At 76.3% G+C, this 16,837-nt stretch carries 12 protein-coding genes; 9 read left to right on the top strand and 3 right to left on the bottom strand.

Features of this window, described 5'->3' with window-relative positions:
- The first annotated feature begins 7 nt into the window (after positions 1-7).
- The 5 genes from BM064_RS02450 to BM064_RS02430 all read left to right on the top strand — a co-directional run bounded on the left by BM064_RS02450 (position 8) and on the right by BM064_RS02430 (position 6,095).
- Positions 8-1,300: an NAD(P)/FAD-dependent oxidoreductase gene (locus tag BM064_RS02450; protein WP_092857457.1), complete on the top strand. Its 1,293-nt coding sequence runs from the start codon at positions 8-10 to the stop codon at positions 1,298-1,300.
- Between the two features lie 507 nt (positions 1,301-1,807).
- The gene (locus BM064_RS02445) at positions 1,808-3,031 is read left to right on the top strand and encodes an acyl-CoA dehydrogenase family protein (RefSeq protein ID WP_092857455.1); all 1,224 of its coding nucleotides are present in this window, start codon (positions 1,808-1,810) and stop codon (positions 3,029-3,031) included.
- 11 nt (positions 3,032-3,042) lie between these two features.
- Positions 3,043-4,212, top strand: coding sequence for an acyl-CoA dehydrogenase family protein (locus BM064_RS02440; protein ID WP_092857453.1), 1,170 nt, complete (start codon positions 3,043-3,045; stop codon positions 4,210-4,212).
- A 71-nt stretch (positions 4,213-4,283) separates the two neighbouring features.
- Positions 4,284-5,135, top strand: coding sequence for an enoyl-CoA hydratase (locus BM064_RS02435; protein ID WP_092857451.1), 852 nt, complete (start codon positions 4,284-4,286; stop codon positions 5,133-5,135).
- A 123-nt stretch (positions 5,136-5,258) separates the two neighbouring features.
- Entirely contained in the window at positions 5,259-6,095 is an 837-nt protein-coding gene (locus tag BM064_RS02430) for an enoyl-CoA hydratase-related protein (protein ID WP_092857449.1), read from the top strand.
- A gap of 381 nt (positions 6,096-6,476) precedes the next feature.
- Here BM064_RS02430 and BM064_RS02425 read toward each other — a convergent pair whose 3' ends face one another.
- The 3 genes from BM064_RS02425 to BM064_RS02415 all read right to left on the bottom strand — a co-directional run bounded on the left by BM064_RS02425 (position 6,477) and on the right by BM064_RS02415 (position 11,493).
- On the bottom strand, positions 6,477-8,609 hold the full coding sequence (locus tag BM064_RS02425) for a SpoIIE family protein phosphatase (protein WP_092857447.1): 2,133 nt from the start codon (positions 8,607-8,609) through the stop codon (positions 6,477-6,479).
- A gap of 3 nt (positions 8,610-8,612) precedes the next feature.
- The gene (locus tag BM064_RS02420; protein WP_143103241.1) at positions 8,613-10,574 is read right to left on the bottom strand and encodes a PDC sensor domain-containing protein; all 1,962 of its coding nucleotides are present in this window, start codon (positions 10,572-10,574) and stop codon (positions 8,613-8,615) included.
- A gap of 136 nt (positions 10,575-10,710) precedes the next feature.
- Entirely contained in the window at positions 10,711-11,493 is a 783-nt protein-coding gene (locus BM064_RS02415) for a hypothetical protein (RefSeq protein WP_092857443.1), read from the bottom strand.
- A gap of 663 nt (positions 11,494-12,156) precedes the next feature.
- Here BM064_RS02415 and BM064_RS02410 point away from each other — a divergent pair.
- The 4 genes from BM064_RS02410 (at position 12,157) to BM064_RS27325 (ending at position 16,701) form a co-directional block, all read left to right on the top strand.
- On the top strand, positions 12,157-12,798 hold the full coding sequence (locus BM064_RS02410) for a hypothetical protein (RefSeq protein WP_092857441.1): 642 nt from the start codon (positions 12,157-12,159) through the stop codon (positions 12,796-12,798).
- 10 nt (positions 12,799-12,808) lie between these two features.
- Complete coding sequence (locus BM064_RS02405) at positions 12,809-14,821, top strand: MFS transporter (RefSeq protein WP_092857439.1); 2,013 nt, start codon at positions 12,809-12,811, stop codon at positions 14,819-14,821.
- Between the two features lie 3 nt (positions 14,822-14,824).
- Positions 14,825-15,877 (top strand): ABC transporter substrate-binding protein, encoded by a 1,053-nt coding sequence (locus BM064_RS02400; RefSeq protein ID WP_092857437.1) that lies wholly within the window; start codon positions 14,825-14,827, stop codon positions 15,875-15,877.
- Between the two features lie 83 nt (positions 15,878-15,960).
- Positions 15,961-16,701 (top strand): hypothetical protein, encoded by a 741-nt coding sequence (locus BM064_RS27325; protein ID WP_177236120.1) that lies wholly within the window; start codon positions 15,961-15,963, stop codon positions 16,699-16,701.
- Positions 16,702-16,837 lie beyond the last annotated feature (136 nt).

Below are 16,837 nucleotides of genomic sequence, written 5' to 3'. Positions count from 1 at the left end.
TCCCCCGATGATCCACGACGAAAGCCCCGTCATCGCCAACTCGCTGTGGACCGCCACGGCCCCTCCGCCGCCCGACCGCCCCGCCCTCACGGGCGAGGCCGAGGCGGACCTGGTGGTGATCGGCGGAGGCTTCTCCGGCCTCTCCGCCGCCCTGCACGCGGCCGAGCGGGGCCTTTCGGTCGTCGTCCTGGAGGCCATGACCCCCGGCTGGGGCGCCTCGGGCCGCAACGGCGGCCAGGTGAACCCCGGCCTGAAGGAGGACCCCGAGACGGTCCTCGCCCGCTTCGGCGAGGACCTGGGCGGCCGCTTCATCCGCCTCGCCATGGACGACGCCGACTACCTCTTCGACCTGGTCGCGCGGCTCGGCATCGACTGCGACCCCCGGCGCGGCGGCTTCGTCCAGACCGCGGTCAACGTCGCAGGCCTGCCCCCGCTGCGCGAGCGCGCCCGCCAGTGGCAGGCGCTGGGCCGCCCCGTCCGCGCGCTCGACCGCGACGAGATCGCCTCCCTGCTCGGCTTCGACCACTACGTCGGCGGCGCGGTGCACGAGACCGGCGGCACGGTGCAGCCCCTGAAGCTGGCGCTGGGCCTCGCCGAGGCCGCCGAGGCCCGCGGCGTGCGCATCCACGCCCGCAGCCGCGCCACCGCCATCGAGCCCGGCGCCGAGCGCGTCACGGTCCGCACCGCCGCCGGCGCCGTCACGGCGAAGAAGGCGCTGGTCTGCCTCAACGGCTACGGCGACGGCGTGCACGACCGCCTTCGCCGCTCGGTGGTCCCGGTGCGCTCGGTGCAGGTCGCGACCGAGATCCTGCCCGAGAACCTGCGCCGCACGCTGATGCCGCGGGGCCACCACGGCTCCGACACCCAGCGCCTGACCACCTATTTCCGGATGTCCCCCGAGGGCCGCTTCGTGATCGGCGGGCGCAGCGGCTTCAACGACGCCCGCGTGCCCGGCGACCACGAGGACCTGCGCCGCATCGCCTGCCGGATGATCCCCGACCTCGCGGATTTCGAGTGGACCCACGCCTGGGGCGGCTCGGTGGCGATGACGGTCGACCATTTTCCCCATCTGCACCTTCTGGCCCCCAACGTGCTCAGCTCCGGCGGCTTCAACGGCCGCGGCGTGGCCATCACGGTGGCGCTCGGCCGCGTCCTCGGCGACTGGGCCGCCGGCCGCCCGCCCGAGGCGCTCGACGCGCCCGTCACCCCGCTGCGCCCGATCCCCTTCCACGCCTTCCGGGGCCTGGGCATCTGGGCGACGGTGCAGAAATACAAGCTCATGGACCGGCTCGGCCTCTGACGCCCGCCCCCGGGCGCCCCGCCCCGAACATCCCTCGTCGAGCGCCTGTTCCCCGGAGCCGTCCGTCGCTGGCGGCCAACGGAGCGACCTAGCCCCCGCGGGTCAAGGATCGCGCAGCGACCGCGCTCCGCGCGGCTTGTCCTTGACCCGTGGGGGCTAGGTCGCTCAGGCAGGCCAGAAGCGATGGGCGGCGCCGGGGAACAGGCGCGGGGCTTGTTCCCTGGTGAGTTCCCGAGCCCGCCGGAGGCTCCCCCGCCAGCCCTTCCCTCCGACCCTCCCCACATACGCCGCCCCAGCCAAGCCCGCCCGCAGGGCGCCTGTAGGCCGCTCCTCTGCGGCCTTGGCGCCCGCCGTGCGCATGAGGGAAACCTTGCCTGCGGCCTCGTCCCGATTTAACCGGTTGGCTAGTCAACTAGGCCGCCGCGGGCGAATCCCCCGCGCGCGCCGCCCCGCCCCTCCGGACGCAGAAGCCGGGCCGCGGCGGGACAGCCCCACGGGAGGAGGCTCATGTTCATCAACGCCCTCGCCCGCGACCCCTCGCTGGAGTCCTTCCGGCAGGAGGTTCGCGATTTCTGCGCCGCCCGGATCGGGCCCGAACTGCGCAAGAAGCTCGACCTCGGCCAGCACCTCACGAAAGAGGAATACGACGGCTGGCTCCAGGCGCTCGGCGAGAAGGGCTGGCTCGGCGGCAACTGGCCCAGGGAGGCCGGCGGCCAGGGCTGGTCCGCCGAGGAAGCCGCCATCTTCCGCGAGGAGACCGGCCGCGCCGGCGCCCCCTGGCTGGTCCCCTTCGGCGTCACCATGGTCGGCCCCGTCATCTACACCTTCGGAACCCCGGAGCAGAAGGCGCAGCACCTCCCCGGCATCCTCAAGAACACCACCTGGTGGTGCCAGGGGTATTCCGAGCCCGGCTCGGGCTCGGATCTGGCGTCCCTGCGCACCCGCGCGGTGAAGGGCGTGGACGACGACGGCGCGCATTACCGCGTCACCGGCCAGAAGATCTGGACGACGCTCGCCCACTGGGCCGACTGGTGCTTCTGCCTGGTGCGCACCGACCCCGAGGCGAAGCCGCAGAAGGGCATCTCCTTCCTGCTGATCGACATGAAGTCCCCGGGCATCACCGTGCGCCCGATCATCACCCTCGACATGGGCCACCACGTCAACGAGGTCTTCTTCGACGACGTCCGCGTCCCCGCCGAGAACCTGATCGGGGAAGAGAACAAGGGCTGGGATTACGCCAAGTTCCTGCTGGCGAACGAGCGCGTGGGCGTGGCCGAGCTCGGCTCGATGGTCCGCTACCTCGACCAGCTCAAGGGCGTGCTGGCGAAGACCATGGAGGGGGGCAAGCCCCTCTCCGAGTCCCCCGAATTCCAGCGCCGCGTGGCGGAGCTGGAAGTGCAGTTCGCCACCCTCGAGGCGCTGGTCGCCGACCAGCACGCCGCCCACCAGTCCGCCGCCGACCAGCCCTCGCTGATCGGCGCGGCGGCGCTGAAGATCCGCGGCTCGGAGCTTCAGCAGGCGATCCTGCAGGCGATGACCGACGCGCTCGCCCGCCACGGCCTCGCCTACCAGGCCGACGCGCTTATGGCCGGCTGGAACGGCGAGCTGATGGGCCCCGCCGAGATGGCCGGCATCCTCGCCGAGCACCTGCACCGCCGCGCCGCCACGATCTACGGGGGCAGCTCCGAGATCCAGCGCAACATCATCGCCAAGGGCGCCCTGGGGCTCTGAGGGAGGGGACCATGACCGCATTCTCCACCGAGGAGCGCCAGCTCCTGTCCGAGTCCGCCGAGGCCTGGTTCGCCGACCGCTACGGCCCCGAGCACTCCAAGAAACTCTCGCGCGACACCGAGGACGGCTTCGGCCGCGAGGAATGGAAGACCTACGCCGAGATGGGCTGGCTCGGCCTCGCCCTGCCCGAGGCCGCCGGCGGCTCCGACGGCGGCCTGACGGAGCTCTCGATCCTTCTGGCGACGGCCGGCAAGCACCTGGCTATGGAGCCCCTGCTCCCCACCCTGGTGCTCGGCGCCGGCGCGGTCGCCCAGCTGGGCACGCCGGCCCAGCAGGAAATCCTCGGCAAGGTCGCCGAGGGCGCGTGCCTGATGGCCCTCCTGCACGCCGAGCCCGCCTCCGGCTTCGCGCGCGACCATGTCGAGGCCATCGCCGCCCGCTCCGGCGACGGCTTCAAGCTCGACGGCGCCAAGACCTTCGCCATCGGGGCGCACGCCGCCGACCTGCTGGTGGTCTCGGCCCGGATCGGCGACGCGTCGGGCCCCGTCGGCCTGTTCCTCGTCCCGGGCAAGGCCGAGGGCGTCTCGCTGAACGTTTCCCCGGCCATGGACGGGCGCAAGGGCGCCGCGGCCACCTTCTCGGGCGTGTCCCTGGGGGCGGACGCCCTTCTGGGCGGCGAGGAGGACCGGCTGGCCGCCATCGACGCGCTCCTCGACCGCGGCACGCTGGCCGCCTGCGCCGAGGCCGTGGGCGCCATGCATGCCGCCGCCGCCACCACGCTGGACTACCTCAAGCAGCGCAAGCAGTTCGGCCGCGCGCTGTCGGAGTTCCAGGTGATCCAGCACCGGCTCGTCGACATGAACATCCTGTGCGAGGAGACCCGCGCCGCCGTGCACGCCGCCCTCACGGCGGTCGACGAGGCCCGCCCCGGCGCCGCCCTGGCGGTCGCCCGCGCCAAGGTGCAATGCGCCCGCGCCTCGCGCTTCATCGGCGGCCAGGCGGTGCAGCTCCACGGCGGCATGGGCATGACCGACGAGCTGAGCGCGAGCCACTTCTACAAGCGCCTCTCGGTCCTCGAGGCCCAGTTCGGCGACGGCGAATGGCACCTGCGCCGGCTGATCGCGGCGGGCGCGCAGGCCCCCGCCTCGGCGGCCTCGACCACCGGCATGGCCGCGGGCTGAGGCCCTTTCCAGAGCCAATCGCGCGGGCCGCTCCGGCGGCCCGCGCCGACGCGCGCCCGGAGGAGCCCCCCATGACCGCCCCCAGCTACGAGACGATCCGCTACGAGACCCCCGCGACGGGCGTCGCCCGGATCACCCTCGCCCGCCCCGAGATGCGCAACGCCCAGAACGAGGACCTGCTCTACGAGCTGGACGCGGCCTTCGACCGGGCCGCCCATGATCCGGCCGTGAAGGTCATCATCCTCGCCGGCGACGACCCGCATTTCTCCTCGGGCCACGACCTCAGCGGCGCCCGCGACATGACCCGCTTCACCCCCGTCACCTCCTGGGGCGGCGCGGCGGCGGAGGAACCCGGCGTGTCGGGTCGGCAAGCGCGTGAAGAAGAAATCTACCTCGGCTTCTGCCGCCGCTGGCGGGATCTTCCGAAACCCACCATCGCCCAGGTGCAGGGCAAGGCCATCGCCGGCGGCCTGATGCTGGTGGCGGTCTGCGACCTGGTGGTGGCCTCCGAAGACGCCCAGTTCTCCGACCCCACCGTCGCCTTCGGCGTCAACGGCGTGGAGTGGTTCTCCCACCCATGGGATTTTGGAATTCGCAAGGCCAAGGAGCTGCTGTTCACCGGGGCGCCGTTCTCCGCGACGGAGGCCGAGCGCATGGGCTTCGTCAATCGCGTCGTCCCCCGAGCGGACCTGGCGGCCGAGACCCTGGCGCTGGCCGAGCGCATCGCCCAGCGCCCCGCCTTCGGCCTGCGGCTGGCGAAGCAGGCGATGAACCAGGCCCAGGACGCGCAGGGCTTCCAGACCGTGCAGGCGGCCGCGATGAGCCTCCACCAGATGGGCCACGCCCATAACGAGATCGTCCACGGCATGCTGGTCGACCCCAAGGGCGCCGAGATCATCCGCCGCGAGGCGAAAGCGAAGTAGCCCCGCCGCAAGGGCGCGACGCCCGCCCCACGGGGCGCCCCGGGCTCGACCCGGGGCCTCTGCCGACGCCCGCTCCTCTCCGGCCCTGCGCCGGTCGGCGCCCCCATCGCGAAAGGCCCCACGATGCCCCTCACCGGCCCCGACGTCCTGCTGGTCGACACGCCCCGCCCCAGGGTGCGCCGCCTGACCCTGAACCGCCCCGAGAAGCGCAACGCGCTCTCGAACGAGCTGCGCGGCCGGATCTTCGAGGAACTGGAGAAAGCCGACCTCGACCCCGAGATCCACGTCACCGTGATCCGCGGCGCCGGCCCCAGCTTCTCGGCCGGCTACGACCTCTCGGCGAACAACGAGGAGGGGCGACCCTACCACACCGCCCGCGGCGGCAACGACTGGGCGCGGCACGTGGTCGAGGGCTGGTTCCGCGTCTGGGACCTGGCCAAGCCGGTGATCGCCCAGGTGCATGGCCACTGCCTCGCCGGCGGGTCCGAGCTCGCGGCCGCCTGCGACGTGGTCTACGTCGCCGAGGACGCGGCCATCGGCTACCCGCCGACCCGCCTGATGTCCCCGCCCGACATGCAGTTCCACCCCTGGCTGCACGGCATGCGCCGGGCGATGGAGATGTATCTGACCGGCGACTCGATCACCGGCCTGGAAGCGGTCTCCGACGGCTACGCCACCCGCGCCTTCCCGCTCGACGCGCTCGAAGACGCCACGCTGGCCTTCGCCGAGCGCGTGGCCCTGGTCCCCCCCGACGTGCAGCAGTTCAACAAGCGCGCCGTGCACCGCCAGATGGAGGCAATGGGGATCCGCGCCGGCCTGCGCGCGGGGACCGAGATCCAGGCGCTCGCCTTCACCTCCGGCTCCAGCAGCGCCTACCTCTCCCGTTTCCGCCGCGACGGCGCCTCCGTCGCGGGCCTGGTGCGCGAGCGCGACAAGCCCTTCGACCCCTCCGCCTCCTGACCCCGGCGCGCGCCCGCGCCCGCCGCATCGCCCCCCACTCCTGCCGGCCCGCGCCCCGGCCCGCCCAGCGGCGCCCCGTGCCACAGGCTCCCCGGGAGCGCCTGTTCTCCGGAGCCGTCCATCGCGGATGCCGCAAGAGCGACTCGCCCGCCCCGGTCAAGGATCGCGAAGCGACCGCCGAAGGCGGCTTGTCCTTGACCGGGGCGGGCGAGTCGCTCAGGCATCGGCCGCGATGGACGGATCCGGAGGACGGGCGCGGGCGTCTTGTTCTTGGGTGAGTCAGGAGCCCGCCGGAGGCTCCCCCCTCCCCAACCCCTCGCAGGCCCCGCGGCAGGCGCGCCCCTGCCAAGCCCGCCCGCAGGGCGCCTGTAGACCGCCCGCCTAGCCCGCCCGCCGCACGATCAGCAGGGTGATGTCGTCCGACTGCTCCACCCCCTGCTCGAAGGCCTTCACCGTCTCCAGCATCGCCGCCGCCACCGTCTCCGGCCCGGCGCCGCCGAGGGGGGCGAGGCGGTCGACCATCCGCTGCTCGCCGAACTGGTCGCCCGCCGCGTCGAAGGCTTCGGTGACGCCGTCGGTGTAGAGCACGAGGCTCTCCCCCGGCTCGAGGTCGATCGCCAGGGTGGTGAACTCCAGCCCCTCGGCCACCGCCACCGCCATGTCCCCGGTCGAGGGCACCAGCGCCGCGCCCTCGCGGCCGAGGCGGACGGGGGGCAGGTGGCCGGCGTTGACGATCTCGGCCCGGCCGGCGGCGGGGTCGAAGATGCCGAACAGCAGGGTCACGAACATCATCCGGTCGTTGTCCACCGCCAGCAGGTCGTTGAGCTGGCGGATGCATTGCGCGGGATCCGGCTCGAACAGGGCGATGGCCTTCAGCAGCGTGCGCGAGATCGCCATGAAGAACGCCGCCGGCACCCCCTTGCCCGAGACGTCGGCGATCACGAACACCAGCCGCCCGTCGGGCCGCTCGAAGAAGTCGTAGAAGTCGCCGCCGACCTCCTGGGCCGACTCCATCACCCCCTTCACCGCATAGCCCGGCCGGTCCGCCATGTCCGCGGGCAGCACCGAGTGCTGAAGCTCCCGCGCGATGGCGAGCTCCTGCTGGAGGGAGGCGAGCCGCGTCTCGCGCACCAGCGCCTCGCGCAGGCGGGCGACGAGCTCGGACAGGCGCCGGTGCTGGTCGACCACCCGGCCCGACATCTGCTGGAGCACGGCGGCGATGGGGCCGAGCTGGTCGTCCTCGCGGATCAGGCGGGCGACGGTGTCGCCGGGGGCGGCCTCGGCCGCGGGCGCCTCGGCGGCGGCCGGCGCGGGGGCGTCGGAGCCGGCCTCGCCCGCGCCGCGGGTGGCCGCGACGATGCGGCGGAGGTCGGCCAGCACCTCCTCGCGCGCGCCGGGCTCCAGCGTCTCGGCCAGGGCCTCCATCTGGCGGCGCACGAAGCGCTCCTGCCGGCGGCGCTGCAGCTCGCGCTGGCGGCGCGCGTCGTCGAGCGCGCGCAGGCTGCGGCGCAGGCGGGCGACGGCGGAGGCGATCTGCCCGATCTCGTCGTCGCCCCCGGGCGGCAGGCGGGCGGACATGTCCCCGCGGGCCAGCGCGCCGAGGGTGCCGACCGCGCGCTGCAGGGGCGCGAAGCTGACCCGAAGGTAGAGCCACAGCCCCCCCACCGTCGCCAGCGCCACCGCGATCATCACCGCCATGGTCGCCGCGGTCAGCCGCTGCAGCGCCTTCAGGCTGGGCGTCGCGTCCTGCACCGCCACCAGCAGCCCCGCCGAGCCCGCGGAGATGTCGGCGATGGGGATCGCGGTCACCGAGAACAGCCGCTCGTCCAGCGGCGCCTGGCGCACCACGCCCACCCGCTGGGGCAGCTCGATCGCCAGCTCGCGCCACAGGCGCGGCGCGGTGCCCTCGACCAGCCGGCCGCGGGTGGAGAGCAGATAGGCCTCCGACTGCATCGCCTCGGCGAAGGCCTCCAGCGGGCGGGCGGCGTTCACCCCCACCGCGATCACCGTGGGCGCCCCCGCCCAGGCCCCGAAGCGCGCCGCAGAGACCACCCGGAACGCCCCCGGCGCCACCTGCCGCACGCCGCCGATGGAGGGCCCGTCGAGCACCGCGCCAACCGTCGCCACGTCGAGCAGCGGCGGCGGCTCGGCCGAGGCGGCGGAGGCGTAGATCACCCGCCCCTGCGCGTCGAGGAGCTGCACGTCCGAGACCTCCTCGGCCATCAGCCGGGACTGGAGCAGCACCGCCCCCAGCCTGCGCAGGCGGGAGAGGTCGCCGGCCCCGGCGGCCTCGACCACCGCGGGCTCGGCGGCGATCTCCTCGCGCAGCTCGGCGAGGCGCAGGGTCTCGAGCTCGACGATCTTGCGCCACAGCGCGGCCTCGCCGGCGATGGCGACGTCGGTGTGGGGGCGCACCGCCAGCGCCTCGCGCTGCAGGCCGATGGCGAGGAGCGAGCCGAAGGCGAAGACGAAGGCGAGGGAGACGATGATGGCGATGCGGGTGGAGAGGAGCATGGCTCAGCCCCTCCCGCGGTCGGCCGGGCGCATCGCCAGGGCTGCGACGAGCGCGGCGGCGGCGAAGGCGGCCGTCGCCGCCCCCGGCGGGGCGGAGAGCTGGCGGGCGAGGCCCTCGGCGAGCAGGCCGGCCGCCGCGCCGCCGGCCAGCGCCAGCAGCGCGCCACGCCCGCCCCGCGCCGGCGCCGCGGCGCCCAGCGCCAGCCCCAGCAGCAGGCAGGCCGGCAGCGGCGCGAGGGCGGGCGGCGGACCGCCGAGCGCCGGGCCCCAGTCCTCGGCCGCGAAGCGCGCGGCGGCGGCGAGGCCCAGGGCCAGCGCCACGCCCGCCGGCGGCATCCGGGGCGCGAGCAGCGCGGCGAGGCCCAGGCCCGCCGCGAGCCCGCCGCCCGCGAGATAATCGTCGTAGCCGGGCCCCAGCGGCAGCCAGGTCAGCTCCGCGGCCGCCGCCGGCGCGGCGGCGCAGGCCGCGAGCAGCGCCGGCGCGGCCGAGAGCCCCCGCGCCGCCGCCCGGGCGGCCGCGGACGGCGCGGCGCCCGCCCGGGTCCCGGCGCGCGGCCCCGCCCGCGCCCCGGGGCCGGCCGCGGCAAGCAGCGGCGCGGCCAGCAGCGCCAGCACCCCCAGCGCGAGGAAGGCGGCGCGGCGGCCGACGGCCTCGCCCGCCAGCCCGCCGATCAGCGGTCCGGCGACGAGGGCCGCGAAGACCAGCAGCGCGCGCAGCGCGCGGGGCGAGGCGGCGGGCGCGAAAGCGCCCGCCAGCGCCGCCCCGGCGAAGCCCGCGCCGAGGCCTGCGCCGAGCCGCAGGGCGACGAACAGCTCCCACGTCCGGCACCAGTAGGTCGCGGCGAGGCAGGCCCCCGCCAGCGCCAGGGCCAGCGCCCGCAGCGTCGCCGACCGCCCCGGGGCGCCGCGCCCGACCAGCGCGCCCAGCGCCAGCGCCGCGAGCTCCACCAGCAGCGGAACCACCGGCTGCCAGGCCGGCGTTGCCCACAACGCCCCCCGGTCGACGGCGAAGTTCGCGACCAGCGGCGCCGCGCCCGCCCAGATCGCCAGCGCCGCCGCCAGCCGCCAGGCCGCCGCGTCCGCGCCCGCCGCGCCCGCAGGCGCCGGCGCGGCGGAGGCGGCGCCCGCGGCGGGCGGGCGGACGAGATCGCCGAGGTCGTCGTCCTCGCGCTCCGGCAGGGTCCAGCGGGCCTGCACGCGGGCCAGCACCGGGTCGATGCGCCGGCCGAGGCTGCCGTCGAAGTCGATGGCGCGGATCGTGGCCGCGGCCTCCAGCAGCGCGGTGCGGGCGGCCTGCACCCGCTCGACCTGGCGTGCGAGCGCCTCGGCCGCGGCGGCGAAGCGGCCGCGGGCGCCGGGGGGCGGGGTCTCGGCGAAATCGCCCTCGGCGGCGCGCTCGACGGCGCGGCGCAGGCGGCGGCGGGCGGGCTCCTGGGCGAGGCCGAGGAAGCCCGCGGTGATCGCGCCCCCCGCCGCGCCGGCCAGCAGCGCCGCCAGCCACAGCGCCACGCGCAGCCGCAGCATGGCGTCGTCGAAGAGCGGCGAGGCGGCGGCCACCACCAGCGTCGCGGGCGGCTCGGCGCCCCGGATCGGGATCGCCTCGCCCTCGATGTCGGGCGCGGTGGCGGCGAGGGTGCGGCCCTGCGCGTCGATCAGGGCGAGGGCGCGCACCTGCGGCGCCTCGGCGGCGATGCGCGCGAGATAGGCCTCGGCGTCGGGCAGGCGCTCGAGCGGGATGCCCAGGGCCCGGGCGCGGGCGAACTGCCCGGCGACGGCATGGCCCACCGCCGCGGCGCCGGCGCGGGTCGACTCAGCCAGCGCCGGCACGCTGTAGCCGAGCCCTGCGCGCAGCATCAGCTGGCCCGCCAGCCCCACCGCGAGGGTCAGCGCCAGCGCCACCAGCAGCGCGGGCGTCCAGACCCGGGCGCGGGCCTCGCGGCCCGAGAGGAGCGCGGGGGCGCTCACAGGGCGGCCCGGCGCGGAGAGGGCCGGCGCGAAGCGGCCCGGCCGAGGGAGGGACTGCACGGGCGCCGCCCGCGCAGGGCAGGCCGGCGCGGGGCGGGCCGGCGCGGGGCGGGGCGCGCGCGGGGCATCTGGGCGCTCATGCCTCGTCCGCGGCGAGGACGTCGGCCGCCGCCCGCTCGTGCTCGGCGACGGCTCGGTCGGCGGCGGCGCGCACGCGGGCGCCGGGCGTGGTCGCGGCGGGGGCGGGGGCGGGGGCGGGGGCGGGCGAGGGGGCCGCCCCGGCGGGCGGCGCGGCCGAAAGCTCGGCGGCCAGGCGCCTGAGGTCGCGGGTGGAGCGGTCGAGCACCCATCCCGCCACCCCCAGCGCCAGGACCAGCGCCAGCGGCGCGAGCCAGGCGGCGCGGGCGGCCAGCACCGCGGCGAGCCCGTCGGCATGGCTCGCGCGGGCGGCGTCCGAGATGGTGACGGCGACGTAGCCCACCGGCTCGTCGAAGTCGTTGCGCATCGCCTCGCCGACGACGATGGCGCCCAGTTCCTCCACCCGCCAGCGGTCGCCGACGGAACGGTAGGCGAGCGCGCGCCGCCAGGCTTCGGGGATCTCCTCGCCGACGGCGCCGCGGTCGGTGTTGAACAGCGAGACGCCGGCGGGCGAGAACACCTCGACCGCCAGCACCCGGTCGTCGGCGGCCTTGGCCTGCTCGACCAGCGCCTGGGCCACGCGGACGTCGGGCAGCGCCAGGCCGAGGCCGACGTTGGCCTCGATGGAGCCGCGCAGCTGGGAGAGCAGGAAGTCCATGTTCGCCTCGGCCGAGCGCAGGCCGAGCCGGTCCAGCCCGCCGAAGACCAGCGCGGCGACGAGGGCGAGCGACGCGGCCGTGACGCCCGCGAGGGCCAGGAGGATCCGCGAACTGGGGGCCATCGGCGGGAGGGTCTCGGGCGGCGGGGGACGCAGGGCGGGGCGGGCGGGAACCGGGCCACGCTAGCCCGCGGCCCGGGGCCTGTCACCCGCCAATGCCGCGCGGGCGGCGCCGGCGCAGGCGCCGCGTCGACCCGCGCGCCCGGGGCCGGCGCCTCGCCCGCGGCGCGCCCCGGCGACGGCGCGGGGGGCGAGCGCCGCCCGGGGCGAAGCGCGCGACAGGCGACGCGCCCGGCGCCGGACGGCGGGCGGAGCGCGGGCCGCGGCGCCGGGGCGCCCGGCCGGAGGCCCGGAGCGGCGACGCGCCCGCAGCCGCGCCGCGGGCGCTCGGCTCCCGCCCGCGCCACGCCGGCCGCGGCGCGCGGGCGGTCACGCCCGCATCGCGCCTCCGGCCGCCGTCGCCCAGCGCGGGGCGTCCCCGCCCGGCCGGCCCCGGGCGGCGGCGGCGGCCGGGCGCCGCGCCGGGCCGCGCCGCGGGCGGGACGGCGCGGCCGGGGACGCCGTCGACGCGGCGCCCGCGTCGGCCGGCGGCGCCGCGGGGCGTCGGAAGAGGCGCAGGCGTCCCGGAGCCGCGGCGGGCGGGCCTGTGCGCTGCGATTGGGGCGTGGTAGTTTTCACAAGCCCTTCAGGCGCCTTTCGCAACTCCGACCTCCCGGCGGTTCACGGATGATTCGGCTCGCAGCCCGCACCCTTCCCGTCTTCGCCGCCATCATCGGCTTCGCCATGGCGCTCGCGGCCTATCTCAACTTCTCCGGCGTGCGCACCGCCTACCTCGACCTCGTCCGCTCCCGCGCCGCGATGATCGCCGGCGACATCGCCGCCGACGCCTCCGCCGCCCAGGGCTTCGGCATCCGCCTCGCCGAGCAGCGCACGCTGGGCGAGCTCCTCGCCCGCCAGGCCGCCACCGACCCGCTGATCCTGACCATCGACGTCGCCGGCCCCGAGGGGCGCATCCTGTTCTCCTCCGCTCCCGCCCGGATCGGCGCGCTGGAGACCCCCGCCGGCGAGGACCCCGCCTTCCGCCAGTCCGAGCCCGTGATCGGCGCGCTCGGCGCCCCGGTCGGCGAGGTTCTGGTGCGCCTCGACGGCGCCACGATGGACGCGACCGTCGCGGGCCTGCGCCGCGACGTGCTGCTGGGCGCGGTTCCCGCCGGCCTCGCCGCGGTCGCGGCCGGCTGCCTGCTGGCGCTGGCCCTGCTCAGCCGCCTGCGCGCCCGCGCCCGGCGCGCCTCGGCCGCCGAGCACGCCGACATGATCGCCCAGGCCGAGAACGAGATGGCCGGCTTCCGGCCCTCGGCCCGCCGGTGAGGACGCCCCGATGAGAAGCCTCCGCGTCCGCCTCTCCGCCGCCCTGCTCGCCGCGCTGCTGGCGGCGCTGCTGTCGATCTCCTTCGAGACGGTCCGCCGCGCCGACGCCGTGCTGGGCCCCGAGATCGAGCGCAAGGCCGCCACGCTCGCCGACAGTTCCGCCGCCCTGATCGGCAAGGCGCTGGCGCTCGGCATCCCGCCCGACCGGCTGCACGGGCTCGACGCGCATTTCGCGCGGCTGGTGGCCGAGAACGACGACGTCGCCTGGATCGCGCTCGAGGGTCCCGACGGCGCGCCGATCCAGATCGTCTACGCCCCGGACGGGGAGCGCACGCAGACCTCGGGCGTCGTCTCGCGCGCCGTGCCGCGGGCGGAGGGCGCGCCGCCGCTCGCGATCTCGGTCGGGCTCGATCCCGCCTTCGCCCGCGACGTGGTGGCGAACCTGTGGATCGACCTCGCCATCGTCATGTTCGTCACCGCGGTGGTGGCGCTGGAGCTGATCTACGTGGGCCTCGGCGACGGGCTCTACGCCGCCATCGAAGGCGTCGAGCGGCGGCTGCACAACATCCAGCGCGGGGACCTGCGCAGCCACCAGCCGGTGGAGGCGCGGGGCGAGTTCGGGGCGCTGGCCCGCGCCCTCGACGGCCGGATCGAGAAGGTCCACGCCGCCTACGCCCAGATCCGCGACCGCGCGATGGAGAGCGGCGACCGCGCCGCACGCCAGGCGCTGGAGATGCTGCAGGACCGCTTCGGCCTGGGCCAGATGCTGGGAACCGCGGGCGCCGGCCGGGTGATGGCGGTGCGCGCGCCCCTCTTCGTCTTCATGCTGGCCGAGGAGCTGACCCGCCCGTTCCTGCCCGGCCATGTCCGCGCGCTGGCGCAGGCGGCCCAGGGCGAGGGCGCGCTGGCGGGCCTCGACCCCGCCTTCGTCGCGGCCCTGCCGATGATGGCCTTCCTCGCCGTGGTCGCCGCCTGCCAGCCCCTGCTGGGCGGGGTGACCGAGCGGCTGGGCCGGCGCCGGGCGCTGGCCCTCGGCGGGGCGATCGGGCTGGTGGGCTACGCGGCCTCGGCCTTCGCCGACGGGCTCGTGCCCTTCGCGGCCCTGCGCGCGCTGACCGGCTTCGGCTTCGCGATGGTCTTCGTGGGCGCCCAGGGCTACGTGATCGATTCGACCGAGCCCGCGCAGCGCTCCTCCGGCATGGCCGTGTTCATCTCGGCGATTCTGGTGGCGGGGGTCTGCGGCCCGCCCATCGGCGGCATCCTCACCGACCGGGTGGGGGTCGAGGGCACGTTCCTCGTCGCCGGGCTCTTCGCCGGGCTGTCGCTGCTGCTCGCCTGGCTGGTGATGCCCGACGCGGGCCCGGTGCGCGCCGCCGGCCCCGCGATCCGCTGGCGGGAATTCGGGCGGGTGATCGCCTCGCCCTCGCTCGCCGCGCTGTTCTTCCTGTGCGCGATGCCGGCCAAGATCATCCTGGTCGCCTTCTGCTTCTTCCTCGTCCCCCTGCAGATGGAGGCGCTGGGCGCCACCCAGGCCGCCACCGGGCGGATGCTGATGATCTACCCCATCGTGATGGTGCTGCTGGTCCCGGCCTGCGCCCGGCTCGCCGACCGCTGGCGGGCGCGGGCGGGCTTCGTGGCGGTCGGCGGGCTGCTCGCCGGCGCCTCGGCCTTCGCCCTCTCGGCCGGAGGCGCGGACGATCCGGCGCGCATCGCGCTGATGCTGCTGGGCCTGGGGCTGGGCCAGGCGCTGTCGATCGCCGCGCTCTCGGGGCTGGTGGGGGACTACGGGCGCCGCCATGCCGCAGAGGTGACCGAGGCCTCGGTCTACGGCATCTTCCGGCTGGTGGAGCGCACCGGCAACGCCCTGGGGCCCCCGGTCGCGGGGGCGCTGCTGGGGCTTTACGGCTTCGCCGATGCGGCGATGATCGTGGGCGGCGCGGTGATGACCTGCGCCGTCGTCTTCGGGCTCGCCGCAGCCGCGCTGCGCCCGGCCGACCTGGACGTCGAAGGCGTGGAGGGCTGAGCGATGCAGGACCGCAGGACCACCGCCCCGGCCGCCGGCCGCGCGCCGCCGCTCGGCCGGCGGGCCTTTCTGGGCGGCGCGGCGGGGCTGATCGCCGCCGGCGCCGCGGGCCCCGCCCTGCCCCAGGCCCGGCCGTTCCGCATCTACCGCGTCACCTACCGCGGCCGCACCGAGGTCGAGGACGGCTTCGACGACTACCTCGCCGCCAACGGCATCGCGGCCGAGTTCATCGAGCGCGACGCCGACCGCGACCCCGGCAAGCTGCCCGGCTTCGTCGAGGAGATCCGCGCCGAGAAGCCTGACCTGGTGGTCACCTGGGGCACGTCGGTGACGCTCGGCATCGCCGGGCGCCACGACGACCCCGACCCCGCCGCCCATATCCACGACATCCCGGTGGTCTTCGCCCTCGTCTCCGCGCCCGAGAAATCGGGCCTTGTGGCCGACGTCGAGACGCCGGCGCGCAACGTCACCGGCGCCGTGCACATCGTGCCGCCCGAGACGCAGCTCCGCGCCATGCACTCCTACCGCCCGATCGAGAGCCTAGGCGTGCTCTACACCGCCTCCGAGGAGAACTCGGTCGCCATCGTCGACGAGCTGCGCACCCTGCGCGAGAGCATGGGCTTCGCGCTGGTCGAGCGGCAGTTCCGCATCGACGGCGACGCCCGCCCCACCGCCGACGGGATCGAGGAGCTGATCGCCGAGATCAAGTCGGCGGGCGCCAACTGGCTCTACCTGCTGCCCGACACCTTCCTCGGCACGCAGTACGACCGGGTGGTCCCGGCGGCGCTGGAGCAGCGGCTGCCGACCTTCGGGGCGGCGGAGCTCGCGATCCGCAGCGGCGGGGCGCTGGTGGGGCTGATCTCGCGCTACTACTCGGTCGGCCAGCTCGCGGCCTCGAAGGCGGCGCGGGTGCTGCGCGACGGCGAGGATCCGGGATCGATCCCGATCGAGACGCTCAAGCGCTTCTCGCTGATCATCAACCTGCCGGTGGCGGAGAAGCTCGACCTCTACCCGCCGATCGAGATGTTGAACTACGCCGAGGTGCTGACCGGCTGAGGGGCCGGCGGCGCCGGCGGTGCGGGGCATTGGGGAGCGGCCGCGCCACGGGGCGGGGGCCGCGCATTGGGGGAGACCGCGCGATGACCGCGCCCGGCGACGACACCAGGTCCGGCGACCCCGCCGCGGGCGGGCCTTCGGCCGCGCCCCCGGGGGAGGTGCGCCTCGCGGTGCTGGCGCCGGGAGATCTCGAGCGGGTCTACGCCGTGCATCTCGCCGCCATGGCCGCGGTGGGCGACCCCCGGCTGGTCAAGCCCGAGGACCGCGGCTTCTTCGAGCGGCTGCTGGCCGGCGAGGGCCGCCTGCTGGGCGCCTTCCGCGGCGAGGCGCTGATCGGCTACGGCGTCCTGCAGGTGCATCTGCCCCCGTCCGAGGACGCGCGGCCCTGGCTGGGCATTCCCGCGGGCGAGGGCCTCGCCAAGCTCGCCGGCGCCGGGGTGCTGCCGGCGGAATGGGGGGCGGGGCTGCACGACCTGTTCATCGACTGGCGCGTGGCCGAGGCCCGGCGGCTGGAGATCGCGCATCTCTACGCCACCGCCGCGCCGGGCAATCCGCGGAGCTGGACCAACCTGATGGCCGGCGGCTTCGCGGTGCGCGCCCTGCACGAGAAATACGGCGGCCACCTGCGCTATTTCATGTGGCGCCGCTCGGCCCTGCCGGCGGTCGAGGCGGCCGAGACGCCGCCGCCCGACCCCGCCGCCGGCCTCTGGCTCGCCGCCGAGGACGCGCCCGCCCAGCACGCCGCCCTCGCCGAGGGGCGGCTCGGCCTGCGCTGGCGACGGCGCGCGGACGGGGGCCGGGACCTCTGGTACGCCCGCCCATGACCGCGCCCCGCCCCTCCGCGCCCGCGGGCGCCCCCGCTGCGGTCCCGCCCACGGGCGGGCGCGGACCGGCCGCACCCGCCGACGCGCCGGCGCCGCGCCGCACGGGCGGCGGGGCGGAGACCGAGCCGACCGTCGT

The organism is Albimonas pacifica (genome assembly GCF_900113695.1).
Classification (GTDB): domain Bacteria; phylum Pseudomonadota; class Alphaproteobacteria; order Rhodobacterales; family Rhodobacteraceae; genus Albimonas; species Albimonas pacifica.
Note: the sequence above shows the minus strand (reverse complement) of the source record. Positions and strands in the feature narration are given on the sequence as shown.

Excerpts from the sequence above, each read along its gene's own strand:
- BM064_RS02415 (WP_092857443.1), bottom strand. The coding sequence starts at position 11,493 with ATGGCCCCCAGTTCGCGGATCCTCCTGGCCCTCGCGGGCGTCACGGCC.
- BM064_RS02435 (WP_092857451.1), top strand. The coding sequence starts at position 4,284 with ATGACCGCCCCCAGCTACGAGACGATCCGCTACGAGACCCCCGCGACG.
- BM064_RS02425 (WP_092857447.1), bottom strand. The coding sequence starts at position 8,609 with ATGCTCCTCTCCACCCGCATCGCCATCATCGTCTCCCTCGCCTTCGTC.
- BM064_RS02440 (WP_092857453.1), top strand. The coding sequence starts at position 3,043 with ATGACCGCATTCTCCACCGAGGAGCGCCAGCTCCTGTCCGAGTCCGCC.
- BM064_RS02405 (WP_092857439.1), top strand. The coding sequence starts at position 12,809 with ATGAGAAGCCTCCGCGTCCGCCTCTCCGCCGCCCTGCTCGCCGCGCTG.
- BM064_RS02450 (WP_092857457.1), top strand. The coding sequence starts at position 8 with ATGATCCACGACGAAAGCCCCGTCATCGCCAACTCGCTGTGGACCGCC.
- BM064_RS02410 (WP_092857441.1), top strand. The coding sequence starts at position 12,157 with ATGATTCGGCTCGCAGCCCGCACCCTTCCCGTCTTCGCCGCCATCATC.
- BM064_RS02400 (WP_092857437.1), top strand. The coding sequence starts at position 14,825 with ATGCAGGACCGCAGGACCACCGCCCCGGCCGCCGGCCGCGCGCCGCCG.
- BM064_RS27325 (WP_177236120.1), top strand. The coding sequence starts at position 15,961 with ATGACCGCGCCCGGCGACGACACCAGGTCCGGCGACCCCGCCGCGGGC.
- BM064_RS02445 (WP_092857455.1), top strand. The coding sequence starts at position 1,808 with ATGTTCATCAACGCCCTCGCCCGCGACCCCTCGCTGGAGTCCTTCCGG.
- BM064_RS02430 (WP_092857449.1), top strand. The coding sequence starts at position 5,259 with ATGCCCCTCACCGGCCCCGACGTCCTGCTGGTCGACACGCCCCGCCCC.